Raw genomic sequence first — 23496 nt, 5'->3', positions numbered from 1 at the left:
CCGTCGGGTCTTTTATTTTGTGGGGCGGGGGCCTGCGTGTTGGCGGCCCCCGCCGGGCCTTTTCAATTCAGGAAAAGGTCAGATTACTTGGCCAGCCATGCCTGGAACTTAGCGTCCAGATCATCGCGGTTGTCGGCCCACCATTCGTAGTCATAGACGTGAACGTTGGAGGCGTTGGCCGGATCGGTCGGCATGTGCGGCGCCATGTCGATACCCAATTCGGCGTGCTTGCCAACCAGCGGTGCCGAGGAGGCACGGGCCGGGCCGTAGGAGATGTAGGCAGCCTGGTCAGCCAGACGCTGGGTGTCGGTGGCGAACTTCAGGAAGTCCAGAACGCGCGCCTTGCGGTCGGCCGGCAGGCCTGCCGGAATGACCCAGCCATCAAGGTCGAAGGACTGCATGTCCCAGAGCATGCCAATCGGCTGGTTCTGTTCAGCAATCGCCGAGAACAGGCGGCCGTTGAAGGTCGAGCCCATCACAACTTCGCCGTCAGCCAGCAGCTGCGGGGTTTCCGCGCCTGCACTCCACCAGACGACCTGGTCTTTGATGGTGTTGAGCTTGGCCAGGGCGCGGTCTACGCCTTCGTCGGTGCCCAGAACGTCATAGATATCGTCCTTGGCAACGCCGTCGCAGTACAGCGCCCATTCCATGTTGTCGATCGGACGGCGCTGCAGCGAGCGTTTGCCCGGATATTTCTCGGTGTCGAAGATCGCGCAGACTGTGTCCGGCTGGTCGATCAGGTCGGTGCGGTAGCCGAAGGTGGTCGAATAAACGATCTGCGGCACAAAACAGTCGCTGACGATCAGGTCGCCGAAGTCTTCGGTGGCGGAGGTGCCATCGGGTGCTGCAGCAAGAACTTCGTCGTGATCCAGCTCTTCCGCCAGGCCTTCGTCGCACAGGCGCATGGAGTCGGCAGCCACGGCGTCAACCAGGTCCCAAGTCACATTGCCGGCTTCGTTCATCGCGCGGATCTTGGCCACAGCCTCTGCCGAGCTTTCGTCCCAGATCACTTTCAAACCGGGGTTCTGGGCCAGGTAGGGCTCAACATAAGCTTTGTGCTGGCTGGCCTGATAAGCACCGCCCCAGGACACCAGGACCAGTTCATTGGACATTTCCTCGGCAAAGGCCGATGGCGCGCAAAGGGCGGTGGTCACCGCCAGTGCAGACAGTTTGCTGAGTTTCATAGAGAGTCTCTCCTTGTTGAAATCACATAAGTGAGGCCCCCGGTCGTTCGTCTGCCGGGGGTTCGTCGCGCGCAGGGCTTAAGCGTCCAGCGCGCGGCAGTCTTCCGGCAGCCAGCCGATTTCGATCTGCTGGCCGGGCTGAAGACGGGTCTGGTCCGGGGCGTTCCGGGTCTTGATGATAAACTCATCATTGCCGGCCACCCGCAGACGGGTGCGGAAGATGTCGCCCATGTAAATGAACTCCAGCACTTCCGCCTTGAGCGTATGGGCGCCTTCCTGCAGGCGCTCCTTGTTGTATTCCACCCGCTCGGGGCGGATCGACACCCGGGTGCGCTCGCCGGGACGGGAGACGTTGACCGGCTTGCAATCGATCAGTTCGCCATCGTCCAGCTGCACCAGGGCAACGCCGTTGTTGATTTCCTTGACAGTGCCTTCCAGCGTGTTGTTTTCGCCGATGAACTGCGCAACGAAGCTGTTCTCCGGGCTTTCATAAAGCTGATCCGGCGGCGCGATCTGCTGGATGCGGCCGTCGTCGAACACAGCAACGCGGTCCGACATGGTCAGCGCCTCGGTCTGGTCGTGGGTCACATAGACCACAGTGATGCCCAGACGGTGCGCCAGGTGGGTGATCTCGAACTGCATCTTTTCGCGCAGCTGCTTGTCGAGCGCGCCCAGCGGCTCGTCCATCAGAACCAGCTCAGGTTCGAACACCAGCGCCCGCGCCAAAGCGATCCGCTGCTGCTGGCCGCCCGAAAGCTGCGACGGGCGGCGGCCGCCGAAGGCGCCCATTTCCACCATGTCCAGTGCCCGCTTCACCTTCTCCTCGCGCTCGGACTTGCCCATCTTGCGGACTTCCAGAGGGAAAGAGAGGTTTTCCGCAATCGTCATATGCGGGAACAGCGCATAGTTCTGGAACACCATGCCGATGCCGCGCTTGTGCGGCGGGATGTTGTTGATCGACACCCCGTCCAGGCGAATGTCGCCATGGGTGGCGGTTTCAAATCCGGCCAGCATCATCAGGCAGGTTGTCTTGCCCGATCCCGACGGGCCAAGCATGGTCAGAAATTCGCCCTTGGGCATGGTGAGGTTGAGGTCTTTGACAACGAGATTTTCGCCATCATAGCTCTTTTGGACGCGTTCGAATTCAACGAACGCATCAACGTTTGACGCATCAGCCAAAGCGGGCTCCCCGTAGTTTGTCTATCCGGCAGATTTGCTCTGCACTTATTCGAAGTTAATCATACCAACGCTACCAAGCGCTAGAGATGAAAAAAATATTCTTTCCATGGAGAGTTTACGAAATTCATCCCGTCACCCTCTCCGTTAGCCGAAAAGAATATCCTTGGGGAACTGTAGGCCTGATTCCGCTTGGTATACCGGACTTTTTGCGACGCACCCCAGACGTTTTGCGCCACCGTCAGCGCTAAACTTGCACGAAAACGACTCTTTCCAGCGCAGCACCGAAGAAAAAGGCCCAGCAGGGAAACCGCTGGGCCGGGTCTGAGTCGGCGGGGAAAGCGCCGCCGGTTACGCGGCGCCGGGGAGAAAAATCAGGCGCTGTGCAGCAGGTCCTGCGCCTTCAGCTCGGCATAGCATTCGTCGAGCGACTTGGTTGCGCGTTCAATCAGCACGTCGATCTGCTCAGGCGTGATCACCAGCGGCGGCGAGATGATCATCCGGTCGCCCACATGGCGCATCACCAGATTGTTGGCAAAGCAGCGCTCGCGGCAGATGTAGCCGACAGTGCCAGCATCCGAAGCAAAGACGGCGCGGGCCTCTTTATCGGGGGTCAGCGCGATGGAGCCCATCATACCCACGATCTTGGCCTCGCCCACCAGCGGGTGATCGGTCAGCGCTTCCCATTTCTCTTTCAGATACGGCGCCGCCACGTCGCGCACATGGCCCAGGATGTTCTCCTCTTCCATGATGCGCAGGTTTTCCAGCGCCACTGCTGCCGCAACCGGGTGGCCCGAGTACGTGTAGCCGTGGTTGAACTCGTCGCTGGCGATCACCGAGGCAACCTCGTCGCTGACGATGGAGCCGCCAATTGGCGCGTAGCCGGAGCTGAGACCCTTGGCGATGGTCATGATGTCGGGGCGGATGTTCAGGGTTTCGCTGCCGAACCAATTGCCGGTGCGCCCGAAGCCGCAGATCACCTCGTCGGCGATCAGCAGGATTTCGTATTTATCGCAGATGCGCTGGATTTCCGGCCAGTAGCTGTCCGGCGCCACGATCACACCGCCGGCGCCCTGCACCGGCTCGGCGATAAAGGCGGCGACGCGGTCTTCGCCAAGCTCCAGGATCGCCTCTTCCAGCTCGCGGGCGCGCTGCAGGCCGAATTCTTCGGGCGGCATGTCGCCGCCCTCGGCCCACCAATTGGGCTGGTTGATATGGTGGATATCCGGGATCGGCATGCCGCCCTGGGCATGCATGCCGCTCATGCCGCCCAAGCTGCCGCTGCCGACCGAGGAGCCGTGATAAGCATTCTTGCGGCTGATGATCACCGATTTCGACGGCTTGCCCTTCAGCGCCCAGTAATGGCGCACCATGCGGATGTTGGTGTCGTTGGCCTCGGAGCCGGAACCAGCGAAGAACACATTGTTCAGATCCCCCGGCGCCAGTTCGGCAATCCGCGCCGCCAGCGCGATGGCGGGCACATGGGTGGTCTGGAAGAACGTGTTGTAATAGGGCAGCTCGCGCATCTGGCGGGCCGCAACCTCGGCCAGCTCATCGCGGCCGTAGCCGATGTTGACGCACCACAGGCCTGCCATCGCATCAAGGATCTGGTGTCCCTCGCTGTCGGTCAGATGGACGCCGTCCGCGCGGGTGATGATGCGCGCGCCCTTCTGCGACAGCTCGCCGTTGGCGGTGAAAGGATGCATGTGGTGGGCGGCGTCCAGCGCCTGCAGCTCGGCTGTCGGCATGTGGTTGGTGATAACGGTCATGGGACTCGCTCCTGAGAATGACTGATTGGCACCAGAATATGATCAAATTCTCAGGAGTCAATCGAATCAGTTAGCGCCCTTCAGTCCCTCAACCACGTGCTCCATGCCCTGGCAGACGTCCCGTTCCATCGCCAAAGCGGCCATTTCAGGGTCCTGCCGCCGCAGCGCTTCAAGAATGTCCTTGTGGCGGTCCGGGAAGCTCTGGGTGCCAAGCCGTCCGCTGACCACCCGCAGGGACGGGCCGAAGCGCAGCCACAGGCGGTCGGCGATATCGCTGAGAATGGGCGCCTCGGCATGGGCATACAGCATCGTGTGGAAGCTGTAGTTCTGCACAAGATAGCCTGCCACATCCCCGGTCGCGATCGCTTTGTCGAGCGCATTATCGATGGCCACCAGCTTCTCGATATGGGCTGCACCGATCCGCGGAGTTGCCCGGCGAGCAAGCTCGCACTCGATTGTTTTTCGGGCAAAAATCAGTTCTTCCAGGTCCTGGGGACCGAGCAGCGGCACAGATACCCGGCGATTGCCCTGGAACATCAGCGCACCATCCGAGATCAGCCGCCTGATCGCTTCGCGCACAGGCGTCATGCCGGCCCCCAGCGTCTCCACCAGGCCTTGGATTGTCACCGCCTGCCCGGGCACCAGTTCGCCGAACAGAATCTGCGACCTGAGCGTCTGGTAGACGATCTCATGCGCGGGCAGTTTGGCCGGGCTTTCAGGGGCCGCAGCGGGCGGCGGAGCAGTCTCGGTCACCTGGGGTTTTCCTCCTCGATTTTGGCCAGCTTGCACCAGTTTTACCCAAGTGAAAACATAAAGAGTATTGCCGAAAGCGGCAAAACTTGATCAAATCCCACCACAGCCGGACCCTGAAACCGGCACGCACAGGGAGAAATTCATGACACTGAAGACGATGACCATGACCGCCGTCGTTGCCCTTGGCACGGCCGCCGCTGCCTCTGCCGAAGAGGTGCGCGTTTACAATTGGTCCGACTACATCGACGAAAGCCTGCTGGAGAAATTCGAGACCGAGACCGGCATCAAGCTGATTTACGATGTGTTCGACAGCAATGAGGTTCTGGAGACCAAAATGCTGGCCGGCGGCTCGGGCTATGACGTTGTGGTGCCGACCGGCTCCTTTATGGCGCGGCAGATCCAGGCGGGCGCCTTCCAGAAGCTGGACCCGTCCAAGCTGACCAACTCCGGCAACATGTGGGACGCGATCGAAGAGCGCACCGCGCTGTATGACCCCGGCAACGAATATTCCATCAACTACATGTGGGGCACCACCGGCATCGGCGTGAACGTCGGCAAGGTGAAGGAAGTGCTGGGCGAAGATGCCCCGATCGACTCGCTGGAGCTGGTGTTCAACCCGGCCAACATGGAAAAGCTGGCCAGCTGCGGCGTGCATTTCCTGGACGCCCCGGATGAAATGATCCCAGCGGCGCTGAAATACATCGGTGAAGACCCCAACAGCATGGACGCCGATGTGGTCGCCAAGGCCGAGCCGGTGCTGCTGGGCGTGCGCCCCTATATCACCAAGTTCCACAGCTCCGAATACATCAACGCGCTGGCCAACGGCGATATCTGCGTAGCCTTCGGCTGGTCCGGCGACGTGCTGCAGGCACGCGACCGTGCGGCAGAGGCTGAAAACGGTGTCGAGATCGAATTCAATGCACCGAAAGAAGGCGCACTGATGTGGTTCGACCAGATGGCGATCCCGGTTGATGCCCCGAACCCGGACGGCGCCCATAAGTTCCTGAACTTCATCATGGATGCCCACAACATGGCGGCGGCGTCCAACTATGTTTACTACGCCAACGGCAACAAGGCGTCGCAGGAATTCCTGGAAGAGGACGTGATCGGCGATCCGGCGATCTATCCTGGTGCCGAGACCGTCAAGAACCTGTACATCAAGGAAGGCTACCCGCCGAAAGTACAGCGCAAGGCCACCCGTATGTGGACCAAGGTCAAATCCGGCACCTGATCAGCCGCACATGACCCCCGGGGCGCGCAGAATTTGCCGCCCCGATTTTCTGAACGCGCCGGGGCATCCCTTGAGCGCGGCCATCCGAGACATTCGCGCGACACATCGCAGAAGAGGCCCGGCTTGAATACTTCCGCTTTCGAACCCTGGAACGATCCCGAGGCAAAGCCCCTGATCCATTTCCAGAACGTCACCAAACGCTATGGTGAGTTCACCGCCATCGACAATCTGACCATCGACATCTACGAGCGGGAATTCTACGCGCTGCTGGGCCCGTCGGGCTGCGGCAAGACCACGCTGATGCGGATGCTGGCGGGGTTTGAGACCCCGACCGAGGGCACCATTCACCTGGCCGGGCAGGACATCGCCCCGGTGCCGCCGAACAAGCGCGCGGTGAACATGATGTTCCAGTCCTATGCGCTGTTCCCGCATCTGTCTGTCTGGGAAAACATCGCCTTTGGCCTGAAGCGCGAGAAGATGCCCAAGCATGATATCGGCGACCGGGTTGAGGAGATGCTGCGGCTGACCCGGCTGGAGAAATTCGCCCGCCGCAAGCCGCATCAGATCTCCGGCGGCCAGCGGCAGCGGGTTGCACTGGCACGCTCGCTGGCAAAACACCCGAAACTGCTGCTGCTGGACGAACCGCTCGGCGCGCTCGACAAGAAGCTGCGCCAGGAAACCCAGTTTGAACTGATGGATATCCAGGAGAAAACCGGCACCACCTTTGTGATCGTGACCCACGACCAGGAAGAGGCCATGACGGTCGCCTCCCGCGTGGCGGTGATGGATCACGGCAAAATCATCCAAGTGGCCACGCCGGACCGGATCTATGAAACGCCGAACTCGGTCTATGTGGCTGATTTCATTGGCGACGTGAACCTGATCGAAGGCACCGCCAAACCTAATGGCAGCGACGTCTACGCCATGTCCTGGCATGAAGGTCACGCGCCGTTGGCCGTGCAATCGCCTAACGGGTTTTCCGACGGGCAGAAATGCCATCTGGCCATCCGGCCGGAAAAGGTCTCGATCAGTGCCGACAAGCCCGAGACCGCGGACAACGCCGTGCAGGGGAAGATTCTGGATATCGCCTACCTGGGCAATATCTCCACCTACCATGTGGAGCTGCCCACCGGTGCCGTGATCAAGGCGCAGGCCGCCAACACCCGCCGCATTGCCCGCCGCGCATTCACCTGGGAAGACACTGTCTGGCTGTCCTGGACCGCCACGGCAGGCGTTCTGCTGGCTGAATAATGCGCCGCTATTTCCTGATTGCCATCCCCTATGTCTGGCTTCTGGCGCTGTTCCTGGTGCCCTTTGCCATTGTCCTGAAAATCTCGCTGTCGGACGCGGCCATAGCCCGGCCACCCTACTTCCCGCAGTTCGACTGGGCCGAGGGCATTGCCGCCTTCCTGGCTGAGTTGGATTTCGAGAATTTTGTCTGGCTGACCGAAGATGATCTTTATTGGAAGGCCTACCTCAGCTCACTGAAGATCGCGGTCATCTCAACCTTCTTCACCCTGCTGGCCGGCTACCCGATTGCCTATGGCATGGCCCGCGCCCCGGCTGAGTGGCGCCCGACGCTGATGATGCTTGTGATCCTGCCGTTCTGGACCTCCTTCCTGATCCGCGTCTACGCCTGGATGGGGATCCTGTCGAACGAGGGCTTCCTCAACCAGTTCCTGATGTGGACCGGGGTGATCTCCGAACCTCTGACGATCCTCAACACCAATTCCGCCGTCTATATCGGCATCGTCTACACCTATCTGCCGTTCATGATCCTGCCGATCTATTCGGCGCTGGAGCGGCTGGACGGATCGCTGATCGAGGCCGCCGAAGACCTGGGCTGCTCGCGCCTGTCGGCCTTCTGGCTGGTGACAGTACCGCTGTCGAAAAACGGCATCATCGCCGGCAGCTTTCTGGTCTTCATTCCGGTGCTGGGCGAGTTTGTGATCCCGTCGCTCTTGGGCGGCTCGGACACGCTGATGATCGGCAAGGTGCTGTGGGAAGAGTTCTTCTCCAACCGCGACTGGCCGGTGGCATCCGCGGTGGCGGTGGTTCTCTTGCTGCTGCTTGTCGTCCCGATTGTGCTGTTCCAGCGCAACCAGCAGAAACAGCAGGAGGCCGAACAATGAACCGTATGAGCTGGTTTAATGCCGTATCGCTGACCCTGGGCTTTGCCTTCCTCTATATCCCGATGGTGATCCTGGTGATCTTCAGCTTCAACGAAAGCAAGCTGGTCACCGTCTGGGCGGGTTTCTCGACCAAATGGTACGGCGAGCTGCTGCAGAACGATGCCTTTTTGAACGCCGCCTGGGTGACTCTGAAAGTAGCGGTGTTCTCCTCCACTCTGGCGACCGTGCTGGGCACCATCGCAGCCTATGTGCTGGTGCGCGGCGGGCGGTTCATGGGGCGGACGCTGTTCTCCGGCATGATCTACGCGCCGCTGGTGATGCCCGAGGTGATCACCGGCCTGTCGCTGCTCTTGCTGTTTATTGGCATTGGCCTCGACCGCGGTGTCTTCACTATCGTGCTGGCGCATACCACCTTCTCGATGTGCTATGTCTCGGTGGTGGTCTCCTCGCGGCTGGTGACATTTGACCGGTCCTTGGAAGAGGCGGCGCTGGATCTCGGCTGCTCGGCGTCCGAGGCGTTCCGGCTGGTGACTCTGCCGATCATTGCGCCTGCGGTGATTTCCGGCTGGCTTCTGGCCTTCACCTTGTCGCTGGACGATCTGGTAATTGCCTCCTTCACATCCGGCCCCTCAGCTACCACCCTGCCGATCAAGATCTTCTCGGCCGTGCGCCTGGGCGTTTCGCCTGAGATCAACGCGCTTTCGACAATCATGATCAGCATCGTGACAGTTGGTGTGATCACCGCCTCGCTGGTGACCAAACACCAGGTGGCCAAACAGAAGCGCGAGGAGATGGAGGCGGTGCGCAGCTGATGCGCCGGATCTTCTCCGACTACGCCTATGGTCCCGGCCCGCGCAGCAACTGCTGGTGGGACGAGACCATCGCAGCACCGGAGTGGCCGGTGCTGCAAGGTGATACTGATGCTGATGTCGCGATCATCGGCGGAGGTTTCACCGGCATGTCGGCCGCGCTGCATCTGGCAGAGGCCTGGGTTTCGGTTGCGCTGCTGGAAGCAGAGTCTCCAGGTTGGGGCGCCTCGGGGCGGAATGGCGGTTTCTGCTGCCTCGGCGGATCAAAACTTTCCGGCCGCAATATGCGGCGGTTCTTTGGCCAAGCGGCCGCCGATACCTACGATGCCAGCGAAGAAGCCGCAGTGCATCTGGTTCGTGGACTGCTGGAAACCCATGGCATTGACGCCGACACCCATTCGCAAGGCGAAACCCAGCTGGCCCACAGCGAAAAGGCAGCCGCGCGCCTTCTGGCCGAGGCAGAGGCGATGCGGCAGCAGGGGGAGGAGCCGGATTTCCTGACCCATGACCAGCTGCGGGACAAGGGGCTGAACGGCAGTTTCCATGCGGCGCTGACGACACCAGTAGGCTTTGCTCTCAACCCGCGAAAGTATCTGTTCGGCCTGGCCGCGGCAGCCCAGAAGGCCGGGGCAAGACTGTATCAGCACAGCGCCGCCTTGGCCGTAAAGCAAGCCGGCGGCAAGTTTGAAATAGAGACTAACAAAGGCACATTGCGGTCATCCAAGGTAGTTATCGCCACCAATGGCTATTCTTCCGAGGACCTGCCGGACTGGCTCGCCGGGCGTTATATGCCCACACAATCCACGGTTATGGTCACCCGGCCCCTGTCGCAGGAAGAGCTGCAAGCGCAGGGGTGGTTCTCGCATCAGATGGCCTATGACACCCGCAACCTTCTGCACTATTTCCGCTTGATGCCGGACAATCGCTTCCTGTTCGGGATGCGCGGCGGGCTGCTCGCCTCACCGAGGGCCGAGGCCGGAATCCGGCGCAAGCTGCGGCAGGATTTCGAGGCGATGTTCCCGGCCTGGCGCAATGTGGAAACCACGCACTGCTGGTCCGGCATGGTCTGCCTCTCGCGCAACCTAGTGCCCTTCATCGGTCCGGTGCCGAACCGCCCGGGTATGTTTGCAGGCCTTTGCTATCACGGCAACGGCGTAGCGATGGGCAGCTATTCCGGCCGGTTGCTGAGCGATCTGGTGCAGGGACACACACCGGACCTGCCCTATTCCCCGGTGGTGCAGAAAATGCCGCGTTTTCCCTTTGGCCGCGCCCGCCGGGTGCTGATGCCGCCCGCTTATGCCTATTTGGGCCTGATGGACTGAAGTGCCGCGCGCTCCAGTTCGAACGCCTGCCAGTCCTTCTCCCCGCCCCGCTCTGCCCGCCACAGGCAATAGGCCGCCATGCGCCAGTGGAACCAAGGCATCAGCGCCAAGGCCCGGCCCGTAATCCGCCGGTCAGGATAGCCGGTGAGAAAGGCATCCTCTTCGGCCTTGGACAGTGGGGCACCACGGTACATAAGCTGCATGGCAGGCGACAGGAACAACGCCAGATCCTCGGCTGGATCGCCGACTTGCGGGCACTGCCAGTCAATCAGCGTCAGCGTGCCGTCATGGGCCAGCAAATTACCTGGCACCGGGTCGCCATGAATCAGAACCGGCTGCGGCAAAGGCGGAATCCGGCCCAAAGGGCGCAGCTCCGGCAACCCCTTCTGCTCTGTGCAGCGGGCAAGAATGCCGCTGGTTTGCCGCTCCAGTGCTGCACTGCCATTTGCTCCGGCAGGCAGTCCGGATGGCGGTGCCAGATCGTGCAAACGGCCCAAGAGCTGCGCCACATGGCCCGCATCTTCCTCCCAAGGGCTGCCGTTTACATGGGCATAACTCAGCCAGTTCCGCCCTTCGAACACACCGATCTGCACCAGCGGCGGTACCATCCCGGTACCGGACAGCGCGGTCAGCACCGCAGCCTCCCGTTCAGGATCATTGGCAAACAGGGGATTGGCACCATCCGCCGCATACAGCTTGATCACCAGAGCCCCGGCCCGCCAGACATGGTTCGACCGCCCGCCGGCCAGGCGCCGGGGAGCGGGAACATGCAGGCCCGTTGCAGACAAATGGGCAAAAAAACGGGTTTCAAACTGATCGGGCAGCGGTTGCAGGGCGGTCTCCAAAGTTATGCCGCCCTGTTCTTAGACAGTTTTTCCGCCTGCGCATACCGTCCGGTCAGGCGCCTGGGTCGCGCAGCGCGCTGACAGCGGAGGCCAGCACAACTGAACCGCCTTCGGTAATCAGCCCCACTTCGCCGCCCTGCATGCGGGTCTCGTTCACTTTGAAGTAAATCTCGGCATATTCCTCGAGCAGAACCTCGTCACCCTTTCTGCTTTCGACCACAAAGGCGTATTCACCCTTTTCAAACGGGTTGCCGTCGTCATCGAGGCCATTCCATTCGTAAGGTTCGGCTGAAACCGGCAGGCTGATGCGCTGCACTTCGGAGCCATTTTCATCCTGCACCACCAGGGTCACGGCCTCGGCAGCCGCCGCAGGATTTGGTGCAATAGTGATACTGCTGCTGCCATCAAAGTAGCCTGGCGCAACTGCCCGGGCCTCCATTCCGACCCAGCCGGACAGAGCAGCCATATTGGCGAGGCCAAGCTGCGCTTGCAGGCCTTCCAGAAGCGTGTTGCTCTTGGTTTGCTGCTCTACCATCGAGAACTGCGCTAGCTGTGCGGCATATTCCGTCGAGTCCAACGGTTCCAGCGGGTCCTGATTCGTCGCCTGTGCCGTCAGCATTCTGATGAAGGTCTCAAAATCCGAGGTCAGGCCTGCGGTTTGCTGTGAGGACGCCTGCGGCAGTGGCTGCCCGGCAGTGCTGCCTCCGGAAGTAATTGGTGTTGTCATGTGATCAAACCCTCATATCCACGCCGGAGTTCCCCAGCCGGAGATTTTGCGTTGCTGGTTCTTGAGCTTCAGCGGTATCCGAGCCGCGTGCCGCACTGCCGGACTGCGCCGCGCCGCCGTCCGGTTCCTGGCCGGCATGGCCGCCGCCCGCCTGGCCGCCGCTGAATTCAAAAGAAATGTCTTCATAGCCCATGCGGCGGAATTCCTCTGCCAGTTCATGGATGTGGCGGCGCATCAGATCGCCGGTTTCCGGGCGTTCGGTGTGAATCACCATCGTGATGCCCGATTCGCTGGCCATGACACGCATTTTCACCTGACCCAGCTCTTGCGGGTTCAGCGAAATTTCCACCTTCTGCTCCCCCTTGGCGGCAAAAGCCTCAGCCATCTGGGCCGCGATCATGCGCGGTGTTTCCGGGCGATGGACGGTCCCTGTGCCAAAAGATGCCTCGGCCAAAAGCTGTGTCAGCCCGGGTGCATCGCCAGAAAGGCCAAGCACGCCGGATAGAGTTTCCCCGGATCCGCCCAGCAGGTCGCTTTCCGAATTTACCGCGGTCACGCCGCCCGGCGGACGCAATTGCGCGGATGCCGCCGCCATTTGCACTGCCGCGGAGGGCTGATTGGCAGGGGCCGCGCGGAAGTCTCCGCGTTTAACGGATTTGGAAACCAGCCGATCAGCAGCAGCGCTGGCTTCAGCCTCTTCTGCCGCTTCTTCAGCTGCAGCCCCGGACCCGGCAACAGCGGCTGCGTTTGCCCGTTGACTGCTGCCGTTCATGCCTTGACCGGCGGCAAAGGCCTGTACCCCTCCTTGTGCGGCAGGAGCCGCGTTCAACCCGGCTTTGTTAGATTGCAGAGCAGCGGTCTGAGACACTTCCGGTTCAGGTTCCGCTGTCTGCTGCTCCGCCTGTAGCGGGGACAACTGCTGCGGCGGCTGTTTCCCATTAGCGGCAACGCCTGACTGGCTGGCTGGCAGCGTGTCAGTGTTCAAACCTGCAGATACCCGGCCGGAAACATTGCCCCTGCCTTCTTTCGTGGCAAGCTCGCCCGCTTCCGGCTGCACTCCCTGCTGGCTTGCTGAAACCCTCTCCGCAGCTGCCGGGCTGGAAGACGAGGAAGCGGCAGCTTTAACCGCTGTTTCAACGGGCGTGGCAGTATCTTGTTTTCCTGCCGGATTGGCGGCAGGCGCCTGGCGGGCCGCGCCCGCTTGACCCGGGTGTCCTGCTGCCGCCATCCCTGCCTGGCGTTCGCCGCCGGCAGGTTCAGCCGGCCGGCCTGCTGATGTTTCAGCTACATGCCCCTGGCGCACTGATTCTGCCGGGCTGTCCAGCGCAGGATCTGCGGCGCCAGCCCCGGATCCTGCGCGCTTCCCGTCCGCCCCGGCCGCCTCGGTACCCGTCCGGGGAGAGGCCGTGCCCTGCTGGGCTGTATCCGGATCGGCCGCCTGCGTTCCCCGCACCGGCACTCCCGTTTCACCCGGCTTTGCGGTTGCGGCATCTGCCGGTTTTTCCGGCAGACCTTGCGCTTTCGCTTCACCACGCTCCTTTGTACCTGCAGCCCCTGCAGGCTGAGCACCAGGGGTTTCTGCTGCGCGATCCGCCCCGGGATCCATCAGAGCAAGCCCGGGGTTCCCGCTGCTTGCTGTCAGATTTGCTTTCCCAGAATCAGCTTCCCCATTGCCGGGCTCCGCATTTGCCGCTGTTTCACTCAAACCAGCGGCCTGTTCATTTGCGATCACCGGTGCCTGAACATCCGTCCCTTTAGGATCTGAATCTGAAGCACGGTGAGGCGCCGGGGCGGAATCAGCCGAACCCTTGCCCGCAGCAGGATCCGATCCGGTTTCCCCATCCGCGACTGATTCTCTCTTGCCGGTTCGTGCGTCCAATTCGGCCTTTTCAAGGCTGGACTGCCTGGACACTTCGTCCGCAAAAGTACTGGAATTAGATGATTTTTTTGACGAACCCATCGTTGCAGGCGGTGTTTTCCCAACAGTGCCTGCCTCGGGGGCAAGGATCGAATTCATAATCATGATCGTCTTCCGGATATTCTATCTCGACCCGGACAGGCTTACTCAAAACCGGTTACGGCAATTTTAACCGGTTCCGGCGCAGTCTTGGAAAAATCGATGGAATTCGAATTTTCAAACCGGAGAACCGGATATGCCAGATCTACTGCCAGTACCGATTCAGACACCGTCTGCAATCACCCCGGTGCGGCCCGCAGCCAGCGATCCGCTGCGCGAGGCCGCAATTGAACTGGAAGCCTCCTTTCTTGCGCAAATGCTGAAATCCGCGGGCCTCGGCGAAGCCCGCGAAGGCCTTGGTGGCGGTGCCGGCGAAGAGCAGTTTTCCAGTTTTCTGATCCGCGAACAGGCCACACAGATTGCCCGCTCCGGCGGCATCGGCCTGGCCGAATCACTTTACCACGCATTGAAGGAGACCCAAGGTGAGTGACCCCAAACCCCAGCAGCTCATCGACGAGCTTGACCAGATTCTCGACCGTGAGCGCGCCGCACTGATGGCAGGCGACCTTGCCAAACTGGAAGAGCTTCTGGCCAAGAAAGAGAAGGCAATCGGCAAATTGAACGCCGTAACCGAACTTGAGCGCGAGTCCCTGACCCAAGTGCATACCAAGGTTTCGCGCAACCAGGAGCTTTTGGACAGCGCCATGGAGGGGATCCGCGCCGTTGCCGCCCGCATGGCTGAATTGCGCCGTATCCGCAGGGGATTGGACGTTTACGACCAGGCCGGGCGCAGGACCCGTTTTGGCACCCGCAGCGCCACCCGGCTGGAAAAGCGGGCCTGAATGCAATTTTGGGAAAATTCTAAAAAACCAAATCCCCGCATTAGCACTCCCTTAGCAACTCCTGCGCCAATGTCGCCTTGCACCTCAGACGGGGTGGCGCGGAAACCGGACGGTGGAACGCACAGTCAGAAAGACGTCAAACAACGCCCCTAGGGCAAACAAGATTGGGGCCAAAGCGCCCCGCAGCTAAAGGAAAAAGCTATGACCAGCATTCTGACAAACAATGGCGCAATGGTTGCTCTGCAGACCCTGAAGTCTGTGAACAACAACCTGGAAGAAACCCAGAACCAGATCTCGACCGGTAAAGAGGTCGGCATGGCGAAGGACAACTCCGCTGTCTGGGCCATCTCCAAATCCATGGAATCGGACATTCAGGCGTATCAGTCCGTCTCCGACGCCCTGGACTTTGGTGAAGCCACGGTTGCGGTTGCTTCCTCCGGTATGGAACAGATCGTTGAAACCCTGAAAGAGATGCGCGAGCTGACCGTTGCAGGTGTTTCCCAGAACGTGGACCACGACAAGATCGAGGCCGACCTGGACAAAAAACGTGACCAGATCAATTCGATCATCGGTTCCGCCACCTTCAACGGCGCAAACCTGCTCGACAACAGCGTCACTCCGCAGCTGGACGTTCTGGGCGGCCTGCGCCTGGACGGCAGCGACACCATCACGGTGACCGCGATCGACACCGGTGCCAACATGGACACGACGAGCATCCCGGCGCTCACCAACACTAACGCAACCACCGTTCTGTCGGAAATCGAAGCGATGCTCGCATTCGCCATCGACTCGGCAGCACAGCTGGGTGCGGACAGCAGCCGCCTGAGCGACCAGAACGACTTCGTGTCGAAACTGACCGACTCGCTGAAGTCCGGTGTCAGCACCATGACCGACACCAACATGGAAGAAGCGTCGGCCCGGTTGAAAGCCCTGCAGACCCAGCAGCAGCTGGCAGTGCAGTCGCTGACCATCGCCAACTCGGCGCCATCGACCTTGCAGCAGCTGTTCCGTTAACAGCCTGAACCGGGGCGCGCTTAGCGCCCCGGCCTTCCCCTCTCAGAGAACCTGAAGAATAATACGTTAGGAAAACACGTGAATGCCCTTCTGAAGGCGAAGAGTGCCTATTCGGCGGCAAAGGCCCCGACCCGGACAGCTAAGAATTTCGAATATGAAGTGGTCGCCCGCGTTACCCGCCGGCTGATCACGGCGGCGCAAAACGGCCGCGATGAATTCAGTGAACTTGCAGCAGCGTTGAACGACAACCGCAAACTCTGGACGATTTTCACGGCAGATCTCGCTTCCAAAGGCAACCCCCTGCCGAACGATCTCAAGCAGAACCTCTTCGAACTGGCGGAATTCACGAGACAGCACACCAGCAAAGTGCTTCAGCGCGAGGCCAACATCCGGCCGCTGGTGGAAATCAATACGGCCATCATGCGTGGCCTCCGCAGCGGAGCTTCCTGAATATGAGCGGACTTGTCCTGAAACTTGCCCCCAAGGAGCGTGTCCTTGTGAATGGCGCGGTGATTGAAAACGGCGACCGCCGCAGCCGCCTGTCCATTGTCACCCCGGATGCAAACATCCTGCGCTTGCGCGATGCAATCCACCCGGAAGAAGCCAATACACCGGTGCGCCGGGTGTGCTATGCAGCACAGCTGATCCTGTCCGGCGATGCCGATCCCGAAGAAGAGCGTTTGCCGATGCTGCGCCGGATCGAGGAACTGAGCCAGGTCTTCACCGACCCTGACAGCCGGGCCTCGATTGCTGAGGCAACCGACGCGCTGATCGGCAACAACCACTACCGCTGCCTCAAGGCGCTGCGCACCTTGCTGCCGCGGGAAGACCGGCTGTTTGCAGTCAGGCCGTCATGAGCTTCCAGCCCCTCCTGCCTTCCACAGGAATTGCGGGCTGGAACTTCCTTCAGGCCACATATGACAAGCAGTTCGAAGTCTTTACCCAAGACGCCGTGCTGCAACGCGAATCCGATTACTTTCTGGAAAACATCGGAAATGTGAAAAGCGCCGCGGATCTGATTTCAGATCCCCGCCTGCTAGATGTCGCTCTCGGTGCCTTCGGCCTGGAGGAGGACAGCTACAAGAAAGCTTTCCTGGAGCGTATCCTGCAAGAGGGCACGGAGGCAGACGATGCCTTGGCCAACCGCATGGACGATGCCAGATACGTGCAGCTGAGCGACGCATTCGGGTTCGGCCCTGGCCAGTCTCTGAAAACCGGCGACCTTCAGGCCATGACCGAGCTGGTTTCCGCAAACCAGGTGCAAGCTTTCGAGACAGCCGTCGGCGAGCAGGATCCCGCCATGCGGACAGCCATGTTTGCCGAACGCGAACTGGCGGCCGTAGCGGGCGATGACACTTCGGTGGACACCCAATGGTTCAATGTCATGGCGCAGCCCGCCTTGCGGGAAATGTTCGAGCTGTCGCTGAATCTGCCATCAAGCATCGGCCAGATTGACATCGATCAGCAGCTCACTGCGTTCAAGGACCGGGCAAATGCAGTGTTTGGGTCTGATGATCTGTCGGGTTTTTCCGACCCCGAACAAATGGACAAGCTGATCACCAGGTATCTGGCTATGTCCGAGATCAGCCAGTTTGACTCAAGCATATCATCGGGTTCAACCGCGCTGCTCCTGCTGCAAGGCTGATCATCCCAAACAGAAAGGAGCTTTCAGCAAACACTGAAAGCTCCTGTTGCTTTTGCGGCGCATTCCGCTGCCGTTACCGCCCGGCTTTGGCCCGGCGCAGCAACAACAGCAGGCGGTTAAAGCTGCTGGTGATGCCGTCCGGGTCTTCGCGCCCGAAAAACGCATCCAGCTCGGGCCAGAGACGCACAGCCTGATCCAGCACCACATCATTACCTTCGGCGTAAAGCCCCGCGCGGATCATCACTTCCGACTGTTCGTAGGCGCCCAGGAATTTGCGCACATCCTTGATCGCTTCATTCTCGTCGGCGGAGGCCGCGGCCGGAAGACTCCGGGAGACGGAACGGGAGACATCAATCGCCGGGAACCGGCCGCGCTCAGCGATTTCCCGGTTCAGTACGATATGGCCGTCCAGAACACCGCGCAGAATATCCGCAATCGGCTCGTCCATGTCGGAACCAGCCACCAGGACACTGAACACCGCAGTAATGTCGCCCTGCCCGTCGCCGCCCGGGCCTGCCCGCTCGCACAGGCCGGTAATCAGCGGCGTCACCGACGGCGGATAGCCGCGCAATGCCGGCGCTTCGCCGGAAGCGGCAGAGATTTCACGGTGGGCCTCGGCAAAACGGGTGACCGAGTCGGCCAGGAACAGAACGTTCTTGCCCTGATCCCGGAAATGCTCGGCCACGGTCATTGCAGACCAGGCACAACGGCGCCGGACCAGTGCCGACTGATCGGAGGTCGCTGCAACAACGACGGCCCGCCGCATGCCCTCCGGTCCCAGGACCTGCTCGACAAAGTGATTCACTTCCCGGCCGCGCTCGCCAATCAGGGCCATCACCACCACGTCGGCTTCCATCGCCTGCGCCAGCTTGGCCAGCAGCGAAGACTTACCCACACCGGAACCGGCAAACAGGCCAATCCGTTGCCCGCGCACAATCGGCAGAATCGTGTTCAGCACTGCCTGCCCGGTGGCAAGCCGCTCGCCCATCGCGCGCCGGCCGGCCGCTTTGGGCGGTGCGGCCATCAGATCCCGCGCGGCAGGGCCCGGCAGAAGCGGGCGGCCGTCCAGCGGTTCGCCAAAAGGATCAATCACCCGGCCAACCCAATGATCACTAGGAGAAAACTCCGGAGACGGGTGCAGCAGCACCGCATCGCCAATGGCGGCCCCATCCGGCGCCCTGTCCGGCAGCATGCTTATGTTGCTGCCGCTGATCTTCAGAACTTCGCCGTGCAGCTCATCCTGCGGGCCGCGGCGCAGTATAAGCCTGTCGCCGATCCGCGCGGAAGCCGCAAGACCGTCTATTTCGATCTCTCCGCCCGAGATACCGGTGACTCTGCCCATCTTCGTGGCCAGGCGTTTTCCGGCTATTTGACGGGTCAGTGCTTGCAGCTCTGCTTTCATCGCAGCGGCCTCCATTGATGTCCTGAAAACAATTTCTAAAGGAATCGGGGTTAAGCCTTGATTGAAATCGATCAAGGGAGAAGCCCTGGTGTTCACAGAATTGAACGTCTTCAAAATTGCCTATTCCATGGCGGCGCATGCCGGCAAACGCCAGGCATTGGTTTCCCAGAATATCGCCAATGCCGATACGCCCGGTTACCACGCCAAGGATATCAAGCCTTTCAAGGAAGTCTTTGCAGCAGGCGCCCGCCCCAGCAGCATGATCGCAACCCGCGGCAGCCATTTGAACGGCGCCGCCGGCAGCGGCATGGATTGGGCTGTCACCACCAGCGATGCGGGCAGCGACCCCAATGACAATTCTGTTTCCGTCGAAACCGAACTGCTGAAAGGCGTCGAGACCGAGCGCCAGCACAAGCGTGCCATGGCGATCTATAAGTCCTCCTTGAACATCCTGCGCACCAGCCTGGGCAAGAACTGAAGAGGTTTGAGCAATGAGTGAATTTTCCAGAGCCCTTTCCGTCACTGCCAGCGGCCTTAAGGCGCAATCCGCGCGCCTGCGCCATGTGTCTGAAAACATTTCCAACGCAGACACGCCGGGCTACCGCCGCAAGACGGTTCCGTTTGAAGCCGTGCGGGAGCTGCAGACCGACGTAGAGCACGTGCGCACCGGCCGTGTCACGCTGGACCGCCGCGACCTCGAGGAAGTCTATGACCCCTCGCATCCGCTGGCCGACGAAAGCGGGCACTACAAGGGCTCAAACGTCGATCTGATGATTGAAATCGCTGACGCCCGCGAGGCGCAGCGCAGCTACGAAGCCAATTTGAAAATGTTCGAGCAGACCCGCTCGATGTCCTCCTCGCTGATGGACCTTTTGAGACGCTAACAGACCTAACTGAAACTTTTGGAGATCCAGAATGGATATTCGCAGCCTTTCCGCAACCAGCGGCTATGCCGCCGCCCGCCCGGCAACTAAGGCCGACCCGAATCATACAGCCGCAGGCGCCGGTGCCGGTGCCCGCCTGAAAGAAAGCTTCGAAGATTTTGCCGCCACTTTGCAAAAGAGCGAGCAGGTTTCGATGCAGGCGATGACTTCGCAGGCGGATCCGCACGCTCTGGTGCAGGCGCTGGCCCAGACCGAGCTGGCGGTGGAGACCGCAGTGACCGTGCGCAACAAAGTGGTCGAGGCCTATCAGGAAATCCTGAGGATGCCGGTCTAAGCCATGATGAGCGAAAGCCTGTTCTATGACACCCTGCGCCAGGCCATGTGGGCAGCGGTCACCATGGCGACACCGATTCTGATCGTTGCCCTGGTGGTCGGCCTCGCCATCGGCCTGTTCCAGGCCCTGACTTCGGTCCAGGAAATGACCTTGACCTTTGTCCCCAAACTGACAGCGATTGTCGTCGTGTTCTGGATGACCATGGGCTTCATGACCCAAACGCTGGTGGCTTTTTTCAATGGCCACGTTGTTCCCATGATTGCCGGAGGATCGTAATGGAAACTGCAGGCTATGCCACTCTTTCGCGCCAGTCCGGCCTGATGCGGGAAATGCGCGTGATCGCAAACAATATCGCCAACTCGGCCACCACGGGCTTCCGCCAGGAAGGCCTGATCTTTTCGGAATTCGTGAAATCTTCGCCCGGGCAGCAGTCGCTGTCGATGTCGCGGGCAAACATTTTCAACACCTCGATGGAACAGGGGGCGATGACCAAAACAGGCGGCACCTTCGATTTCGCGATCGAGGGCGATGCGTTCTTCATGGTCGAAACCCCGCAGGGCGAACGGCTGACCCGTTCCGGCGCCTTTTCCCCGAATGCCGAGGGCGACCTGGTGACAATGGATGGCCTCCGGGTGCTGGATGCCGGCCGCGCGCCGGTGTTCGTGCCGCCGGATGCCGGCAAGATCGAAGTCGGCGCCGATGGCTCGCTCAGTGCAAACGGGCGGCTTCTGGGGCAGTTGGGCCTGTTCAAACCGGTGGAGCTGCACTCTTTGGTGCGGGAGGACGGCGTCATGTTCCGCGTCGACGGGGAAATCGAGGAGACTTTCGATTCGAAAGTTCTGCAAGGTTTCCTGGAAGGCTCCAACGTGAACGCGATTTCCGAGGTCTCCCGCATGATCGAAGTCCAGCGTGCCTATGAAATGGGCCAGAGCTTCCTGCAGTCGGAAGACGAACGCATCCGTAATGCCATCAAGAACCTGATCAAGTCCTAGGAGAATCCAGATGCGTGCCCTGAAAATCGCCGCAACCGGCATGAGCGCCCAGCAGCTGCGGGTGGAGACCATCTCCAACAACCTCGCCAACATGAACACCACCGCCTACAACGCGCGCCGCGCCGAGTTTGCCGACCTGCATTACCAGCAGATTTCGCGCGCCGGCACCGTGAACGCATCGGACGGCACCGTGCTGCCAACCGGCGTGCAGGTCGGCCTTGGTGTGCGTCCGGCAGCCATTTCGGTGCATCTGTCCCAGGGCGCGCTTCAGCAGACCAACAATGACCTGGACATCGCAATCGACGGCAAAGGCTACCTGGAGGTCACCCTGCCTTCCGGCGAGACAGCCTATACCCGCGACGGCGCCTTGAAGCGCTCAGCGGAGGGGCTGATCGTGACCTCCGACGGTTTCGCCGTGTCGCCGGAAATCACCATTCCCGATGACGCCACCAGCATCTCGATAAACGCCGAAGGCGAAGTTTACGGCTATTTCGATGGCACGACCGGCGGCCAGCTTCTGGGCCAGTTCACCCTGGCAGGCTTCACCAACCCCAAAGGTCTTGAAGCGATCGGCAGCAACCTGTTCAGCGAGACCGAAGCCTCTGGCGCCGCCACTGTTTCCACTGCCGGCGAAGATGGGCTTGGCACCTTCCGCCAGGGTTATCTGGAAGGCAGCTCGGTCGACGCTGTGCGCGAAGTAACCGAGCTGATCGAAGCCCAGCGCGGCTATGAAATGAACGCCAAGGTCATCTCGGCTGTCGACCAGATGATGGGTGCAACCACACAGGTGCGCTGATGAAACTTGCTCTCGCCTGCCTGACCGCCGCCGCGCTCTGTGCTCCGCCTGCTTTGGCAGAGTATCTGATCCCGCTGCGCACAATCCGCGCCAAGGCAATTGTAACCGCCGAAGACCTGGCCCTGAAGAAAGGCGAGATCCCCGGCGCGTTGTCGAACCCGGCCGAAGTGATCGGCCAGGAGGCCCGCGTCGCGCTTTACGCCGGGCGGCCGCTGCGGGCGGGCGACATTGGCCCGCCGGCCATTATTGAACGCAATGACCTGGTCACCCTGATTTTCCGCCAAGGCGGGCTGACCATTGCGGCGGAAGGCCGCTCGCTTGGACGCGGTGCTGCCGGCGACGCCGTCCGGGTCATGAATCTCTCTTCCCGCGCCACTGTCACCGGGCGCATCTCGGAAGACGGCTCCGTTGAGGTAAACTGATGACTAAGAGATATTCCCCCGTCAAACCGCTGCTGATCGGGCTGACAATACTCGGGGCTTGCGGCCGGATGGACCATCTGGGCAAAGCGCCTTCCTTCACACCTGCGAACGAATCGCCCGAACATGTCGCCATGCTGTACCAGGGGCTGCCGACGCAGACCCAGACCCGGCGCACCGTGGACGGGTCCTCTTTGTGGAGCGGTTCGCAGCAATCACTGCTGGGCGACCGCCGTGCCATGAAACGCGGTGACATCCTGACGGTGGTGATCGAAATCGACGAAGAGGCGGAGATCTCCAACGATACCCAGCGCTCGCGCTCGGGGTCGGAAAGCCTGAATGTGCCGCATTTGCTTGGCTTGCCGCAGCGGCTGGACCGGAAACTGCCCGAAGGCGCCACTTCGGCCGATGCGGTTGAGCTCGGCAGCAGCAGCGCTTCCGGCGGCAAAGGAACCGTCAAACGCAGCGAGAAACTGGAGCTGCGGGTCGCCGCCACTGTTGTTGACGTTTTGCCCAACGGGGTGCTTGCGATCAGCGGCACCCAGGAACTGCGGGTGAACTTCGAACTGCGCGAGCTGCTGGTCACCGGCTATGTCCGGCCCCAGGACATCAGCCGCCAGAATGAAATCACCTATGACAAGATCGCCCAGGCCCGAGTCTCTTATGGCGGCCGCGGCCAGATCACCGATGTTCAGCAGCCGCGCTACGGCCAGCAGCTGCTTGACGTAATCCTGCCGTTCTGAGGGTAGCCATGCTGTCGAAACTCCTGCCAGTCATTCTGCTGATCATCGGAACCGGAGGCGGCATCGGCGCCGGCATCATGCTGGCACCGGCACCCGAGCCTCCTGTCGCCGAGGGCAGCGAAGAAGCAAAACCCGCCGAAGAAGCTGAGGAAGAAATCGCCGAAGAAAGCGAAGAGAACCAGCGCGAGTACATCAAGATCAACAACCAGTTCGTGGTGCCGGTGGTCGAACGCGACGAGCTGACATCCCTGGTAGTCATTTCGCTGAGCCTGGAAGCCAAGAAAGGCACCACGGAAAAAGTGCACATGCTTGAACCCAAGCTGCGCGATGTCTTCCTGCAGGTTCTGTTTGATCACGCCAACATGGGCGGCTTCCGCGGCGCCTTTACCCGTTCGGATGTGCTGGAGCCGCTGCGCACCGCTTTGCGCGAAGCAGCGCAAAAGCACATCGGCAAAGGCGTCTACGACGTCCTGATCATGGAAATCTCCAGGCAGGACGTCTGACCGGAATCACACCCCGG

At 60.9% G+C, this 23496-nt stretch carries 28 protein-coding genes; 20 read left to right on the top strand and 8 right to left on the bottom strand.

Annotated features, from left to right (window positions below):
- Positions 1–83: 83 nt before the first annotated feature.
- From RA19_RS11795 to RA19_RS11780, 4 genes are all read right to left on the bottom strand, one after another.
- Complete coding sequence (locus RA19_RS11795) at positions 84–1184, bottom strand: extracellular solute-binding protein (RefSeq protein WP_039162750.1); 1101 nt, start codon at positions 1182–1184, stop codon at positions 84–86.
- A 78-nt stretch (positions 1185–1262) separates the two neighbouring features.
- Complete coding sequence (locus RA19_RS11790; protein WP_039162749.1) at positions 1263–2363, bottom strand: ABC transporter ATP-binding protein; 1101 nt, start codon at positions 2361–2363, stop codon at positions 1263–1265.
- A gap of 371 nt (positions 2364–2734) precedes the next feature.
- A complete protein-coding gene (locus tag RA19_RS11785; protein WP_039162748.1) occupies positions 2735–4129 on the bottom strand; it encodes an aspartate aminotransferase family protein in 1395 nt (464 codons plus the stop codon).
- Between the two features lie 66 nt (positions 4130–4195).
- On the bottom strand, positions 4196–4882 hold the full coding sequence (locus RA19_RS11780) for a GntR family transcriptional regulator (protein ID WP_193748259.1): 687 nt from the start codon (positions 4880–4882) through the stop codon (positions 4196–4198).
- Between the two features lie 142 nt (positions 4883–5024).
- Between RA19_RS11780 and RA19_RS11775 the strand changes: the two genes are divergently transcribed.
- The 5 genes from RA19_RS11775 to RA19_RS11755 all read left to right on the top strand — a co-directional run bounded on the left by RA19_RS11775 (position 5025) and on the right by RA19_RS11755 (position 10376).
- Positions 5025–6113 carry a polyamine ABC transporter substrate-binding protein gene (locus RA19_RS11775; RefSeq protein WP_039162744.1) on the top strand — a complete coding sequence of 363 codons (1089 nt, stop codon included), beginning with the start codon at positions 5025–5027 and terminating at the stop codon, positions 6111–6113.
- A gap of 123 nt (positions 6114–6236) precedes the next feature.
- Positions 6237–7364, top strand: a complete 1128-nt coding sequence (locus RA19_RS11770) for an ABC transporter ATP-binding protein (RefSeq protein WP_039162742.1) — start codon at positions 6237–6239, stop codon at positions 7362–7364.
- Positions 7364–8245 carry an ABC transporter permease subunit gene (locus RA19_RS11765; protein WP_039162740.1) on the top strand — a complete coding sequence of 294 codons (882 nt, stop codon included), beginning with the start codon at positions 7364–7366 and terminating at the stop codon, positions 8243–8245. The genes RA19_RS11770 and RA19_RS11765 overlap by 1 nt, the downstream gene beginning before the upstream one ends.
- Positions 8242–9057, top strand: a complete 816-nt coding sequence (locus tag RA19_RS11760; protein WP_039162738.1) for an ABC transporter permease — start codon at positions 8242–8244, stop codon at positions 9055–9057. The genes RA19_RS11765 and RA19_RS11760 overlap by 4 nt, the downstream gene beginning before the upstream one ends.
- Positions 9057–10376, top strand: coding sequence for an NAD(P)/FAD-dependent oxidoreductase (locus RA19_RS11755; protein WP_193748258.1), 1320 nt, complete (start codon positions 9057–9059; stop codon positions 10374–10376). The genes RA19_RS11760 and RA19_RS11755 overlap by 1 nt, the downstream gene beginning before the upstream one ends.
- Here RA19_RS11755 and RA19_RS11750 read toward each other — a convergent pair.
- The 3 genes from RA19_RS11750 to fliK form a co-directional block, all read right to left on the bottom strand.
- On the bottom strand, positions 10355–11164 hold the full coding sequence (locus RA19_RS11750) for a phosphotransferase family protein (protein ID WP_446720278.1): 810 nt from the start codon (positions 11162–11164) through the stop codon (positions 10355–10357). The genes RA19_RS11755 and RA19_RS11750 overlap by 22 nt on opposite strands.
- 109 nt (positions 11165–11273) lie before the next feature.
- On the bottom strand, positions 11274–11948 hold the full coding sequence (locus RA19_RS11745) for a flagellar hook capping FlgD N-terminal domain-containing protein (RefSeq protein ID WP_039162732.1): 675 nt from the start codon (positions 11946–11948) through the stop codon (positions 11274–11276).
- Positions 11949–11952: 4 nt separating this feature from the next.
- Positions 11953–12543, bottom strand: a complete 591-nt coding sequence (fliK, locus tag RA19_RS26985; RefSeq protein WP_206540274.1) for a flagellar hook-length control protein FliK — start codon at positions 12541–12543, stop codon at positions 11953–11955.
- A 1558-nt stretch (positions 12544–14101) separates the two neighbouring features.
- On the opposite strand from fliK, the gene RA19_RS11735 reads away from it, so the two are divergent.
- From RA19_RS11735 to RA19_RS11710, 6 genes are all read left to right on the top strand, one after another.
- Positions 14102–14395 carry a rod-binding protein gene (locus tag RA19_RS11735; RefSeq protein WP_039162728.1) on the top strand — a complete coding sequence of 98 codons (294 nt, stop codon included), beginning with the start codon at positions 14102–14104 and terminating at the stop codon, positions 14393–14395.
- Positions 14388–14747 carry a flagellar export chaperone FlgN gene (locus RA19_RS11730; protein ID WP_039162726.1) on the top strand — a complete coding sequence of 120 codons (360 nt, stop codon included), beginning with the start codon at positions 14388–14390 and terminating at the stop codon, positions 14745–14747. Before RA19_RS11735 ends, RA19_RS11730 begins: the two co-directional genes overlap by 8 nt.
- A 201-nt stretch (positions 14748–14948) precedes the next feature.
- Positions 14949–15761, top strand: a complete 813-nt coding sequence (locus RA19_RS11725; RefSeq protein ID WP_039162723.1) for a flagellin N-terminal helical domain-containing protein — start codon at positions 14949–14951, stop codon at positions 15759–15761.
- Positions 15762–15839: 78 nt separating this feature from the next.
- Positions 15840–16211 (top strand): flagellar biosynthesis regulator FlaF, encoded by a 372-nt coding sequence (flaF, locus tag RA19_RS11720; protein WP_039162721.1) that lies wholly within the window; start codon positions 15840–15842, stop codon positions 16209–16211.
- Between the two features lie 2 nt (positions 16212–16213).
- The gene (gene flbT / locus RA19_RS11715) at positions 16214–16618 is read left to right on the top strand and encodes a flagellar biosynthesis repressor FlbT (RefSeq protein ID WP_039126788.1); all 405 of its coding nucleotides are present in this window, start codon (positions 16214–16216) and stop codon (positions 16616–16618) included.
- Positions 16615–17406 (top strand): DUF1217 domain-containing protein, encoded by a 792-nt coding sequence (locus RA19_RS11710; RefSeq protein ID WP_039162718.1) that lies wholly within the window; start codon positions 16615–16617, stop codon positions 17404–17406. The genes flbT and RA19_RS11710 overlap by 4 nt, the downstream gene beginning before the upstream one ends.
- A gap of 73 nt (positions 17407–17479) precedes the next feature.
- Here RA19_RS11710 and RA19_RS11705 read toward each other — a convergent pair whose 3' ends face one another.
- The gene (locus tag RA19_RS11705; RefSeq protein ID WP_039162975.1) at positions 17480–18808 is read right to left on the bottom strand and encodes a FliI/YscN family ATPase; all 1329 of its coding nucleotides are present in this window, start codon (positions 18806–18808) and stop codon (positions 17480–17482) included.
- 88 nt (positions 18809–18896) lie between these two features.
- Between RA19_RS11705 and RA19_RS11700 the strand changes: the two genes are divergently transcribed.
- The 9 genes from RA19_RS11700 to RA19_RS11660 are packed head-to-tail and all read left to right on the top strand — an operon-like array spanning position 18897 to position 23479.
- Entirely contained in the window at positions 18897–19286 is a 390-nt protein-coding gene (locus tag RA19_RS11700) for a FlgB family protein (protein ID WP_039162973.1), read from the top strand.
- Between the two features lie 13 nt (positions 19287–19299).
- Positions 19300–19692 (top strand): flagellar basal body rod protein FlgC, encoded by a 393-nt coding sequence (gene flgC / locus RA19_RS11695; protein ID WP_039162716.1) that lies wholly within the window; start codon positions 19300–19302, stop codon positions 19690–19692.
- Positions 19693–19723: 31 nt separating this feature from the next.
- The gene (gene fliE, locus RA19_RS11690) at positions 19724–20026 is read left to right on the top strand and encodes a flagellar hook-basal body complex protein FliE (protein ID WP_039162714.1); all 303 of its coding nucleotides are present in this window, start codon (positions 19724–19726) and stop codon (positions 20024–20026) included.
- Positions 20027–20029: 3 nt separating this feature from the next.
- Complete coding sequence (locus RA19_RS11685) at positions 20030–20302, top strand: flagellar biosynthetic protein FliQ (protein WP_039162712.1); 273 nt, start codon at positions 20030–20032, stop codon at positions 20300–20302.
- Positions 20302–21018, top strand: coding sequence for a flagellar hook-basal body complex protein (locus RA19_RS11680; RefSeq protein WP_039162709.1), 717 nt, complete (start codon positions 20302–20304; stop codon positions 21016–21018). The genes RA19_RS11685 and RA19_RS11680 overlap by 1 nt, the downstream gene beginning before the upstream one ends.
- 10 nt (positions 21019–21028) lie before the next feature.
- Positions 21029–21814, top strand: coding sequence for a flagellar basal-body rod protein FlgG (flgG, locus tag RA19_RS11675; RefSeq protein WP_039162707.1), 786 nt, complete (start codon positions 21029–21031; stop codon positions 21812–21814).
- Positions 21814–22236 (top strand): flagellar basal body P-ring formation chaperone FlgA, encoded by a 423-nt coding sequence (gene flgA, locus RA19_RS11670; protein WP_039162705.1) that lies wholly within the window; start codon positions 21814–21816, stop codon positions 22234–22236. Before flgG ends, flgA begins: the two co-directional genes overlap by 1 nt.
- The gene (gene flgH / locus RA19_RS11665) at positions 22236–22976 is read left to right on the top strand and encodes a flagellar basal body L-ring protein FlgH (RefSeq protein WP_052261761.1); all 741 of its coding nucleotides are present in this window, start codon (positions 22236–22238) and stop codon (positions 22974–22976) included. Before flgA ends, flgH begins: the two co-directional genes overlap by 1 nt.
- Before the next feature lie 8 nt (positions 22977–22984).
- Positions 22985–23479, top strand: a complete 495-nt coding sequence (locus RA19_RS11660) for a flagellar basal body-associated FliL family protein (RefSeq protein ID WP_039162703.1) — start codon at positions 22985–22987, stop codon at positions 23477–23479.
- The last annotated feature ends 17 nt before the right edge of the window (positions 23480–23496 follow it).

This window comes from Leisingera sp. ANG-M1 (assembly GCF_000813745.1).
In the GTDB taxonomy this organism is placed as follows: Bacteria; Pseudomonadota; Alphaproteobacteria; order Rhodobacterales; family Rhodobacteraceae; genus Leisingera.
Note: the sequence above shows the minus strand (reverse complement) of the source record. Positions and strands in the feature narration are given on the sequence as shown.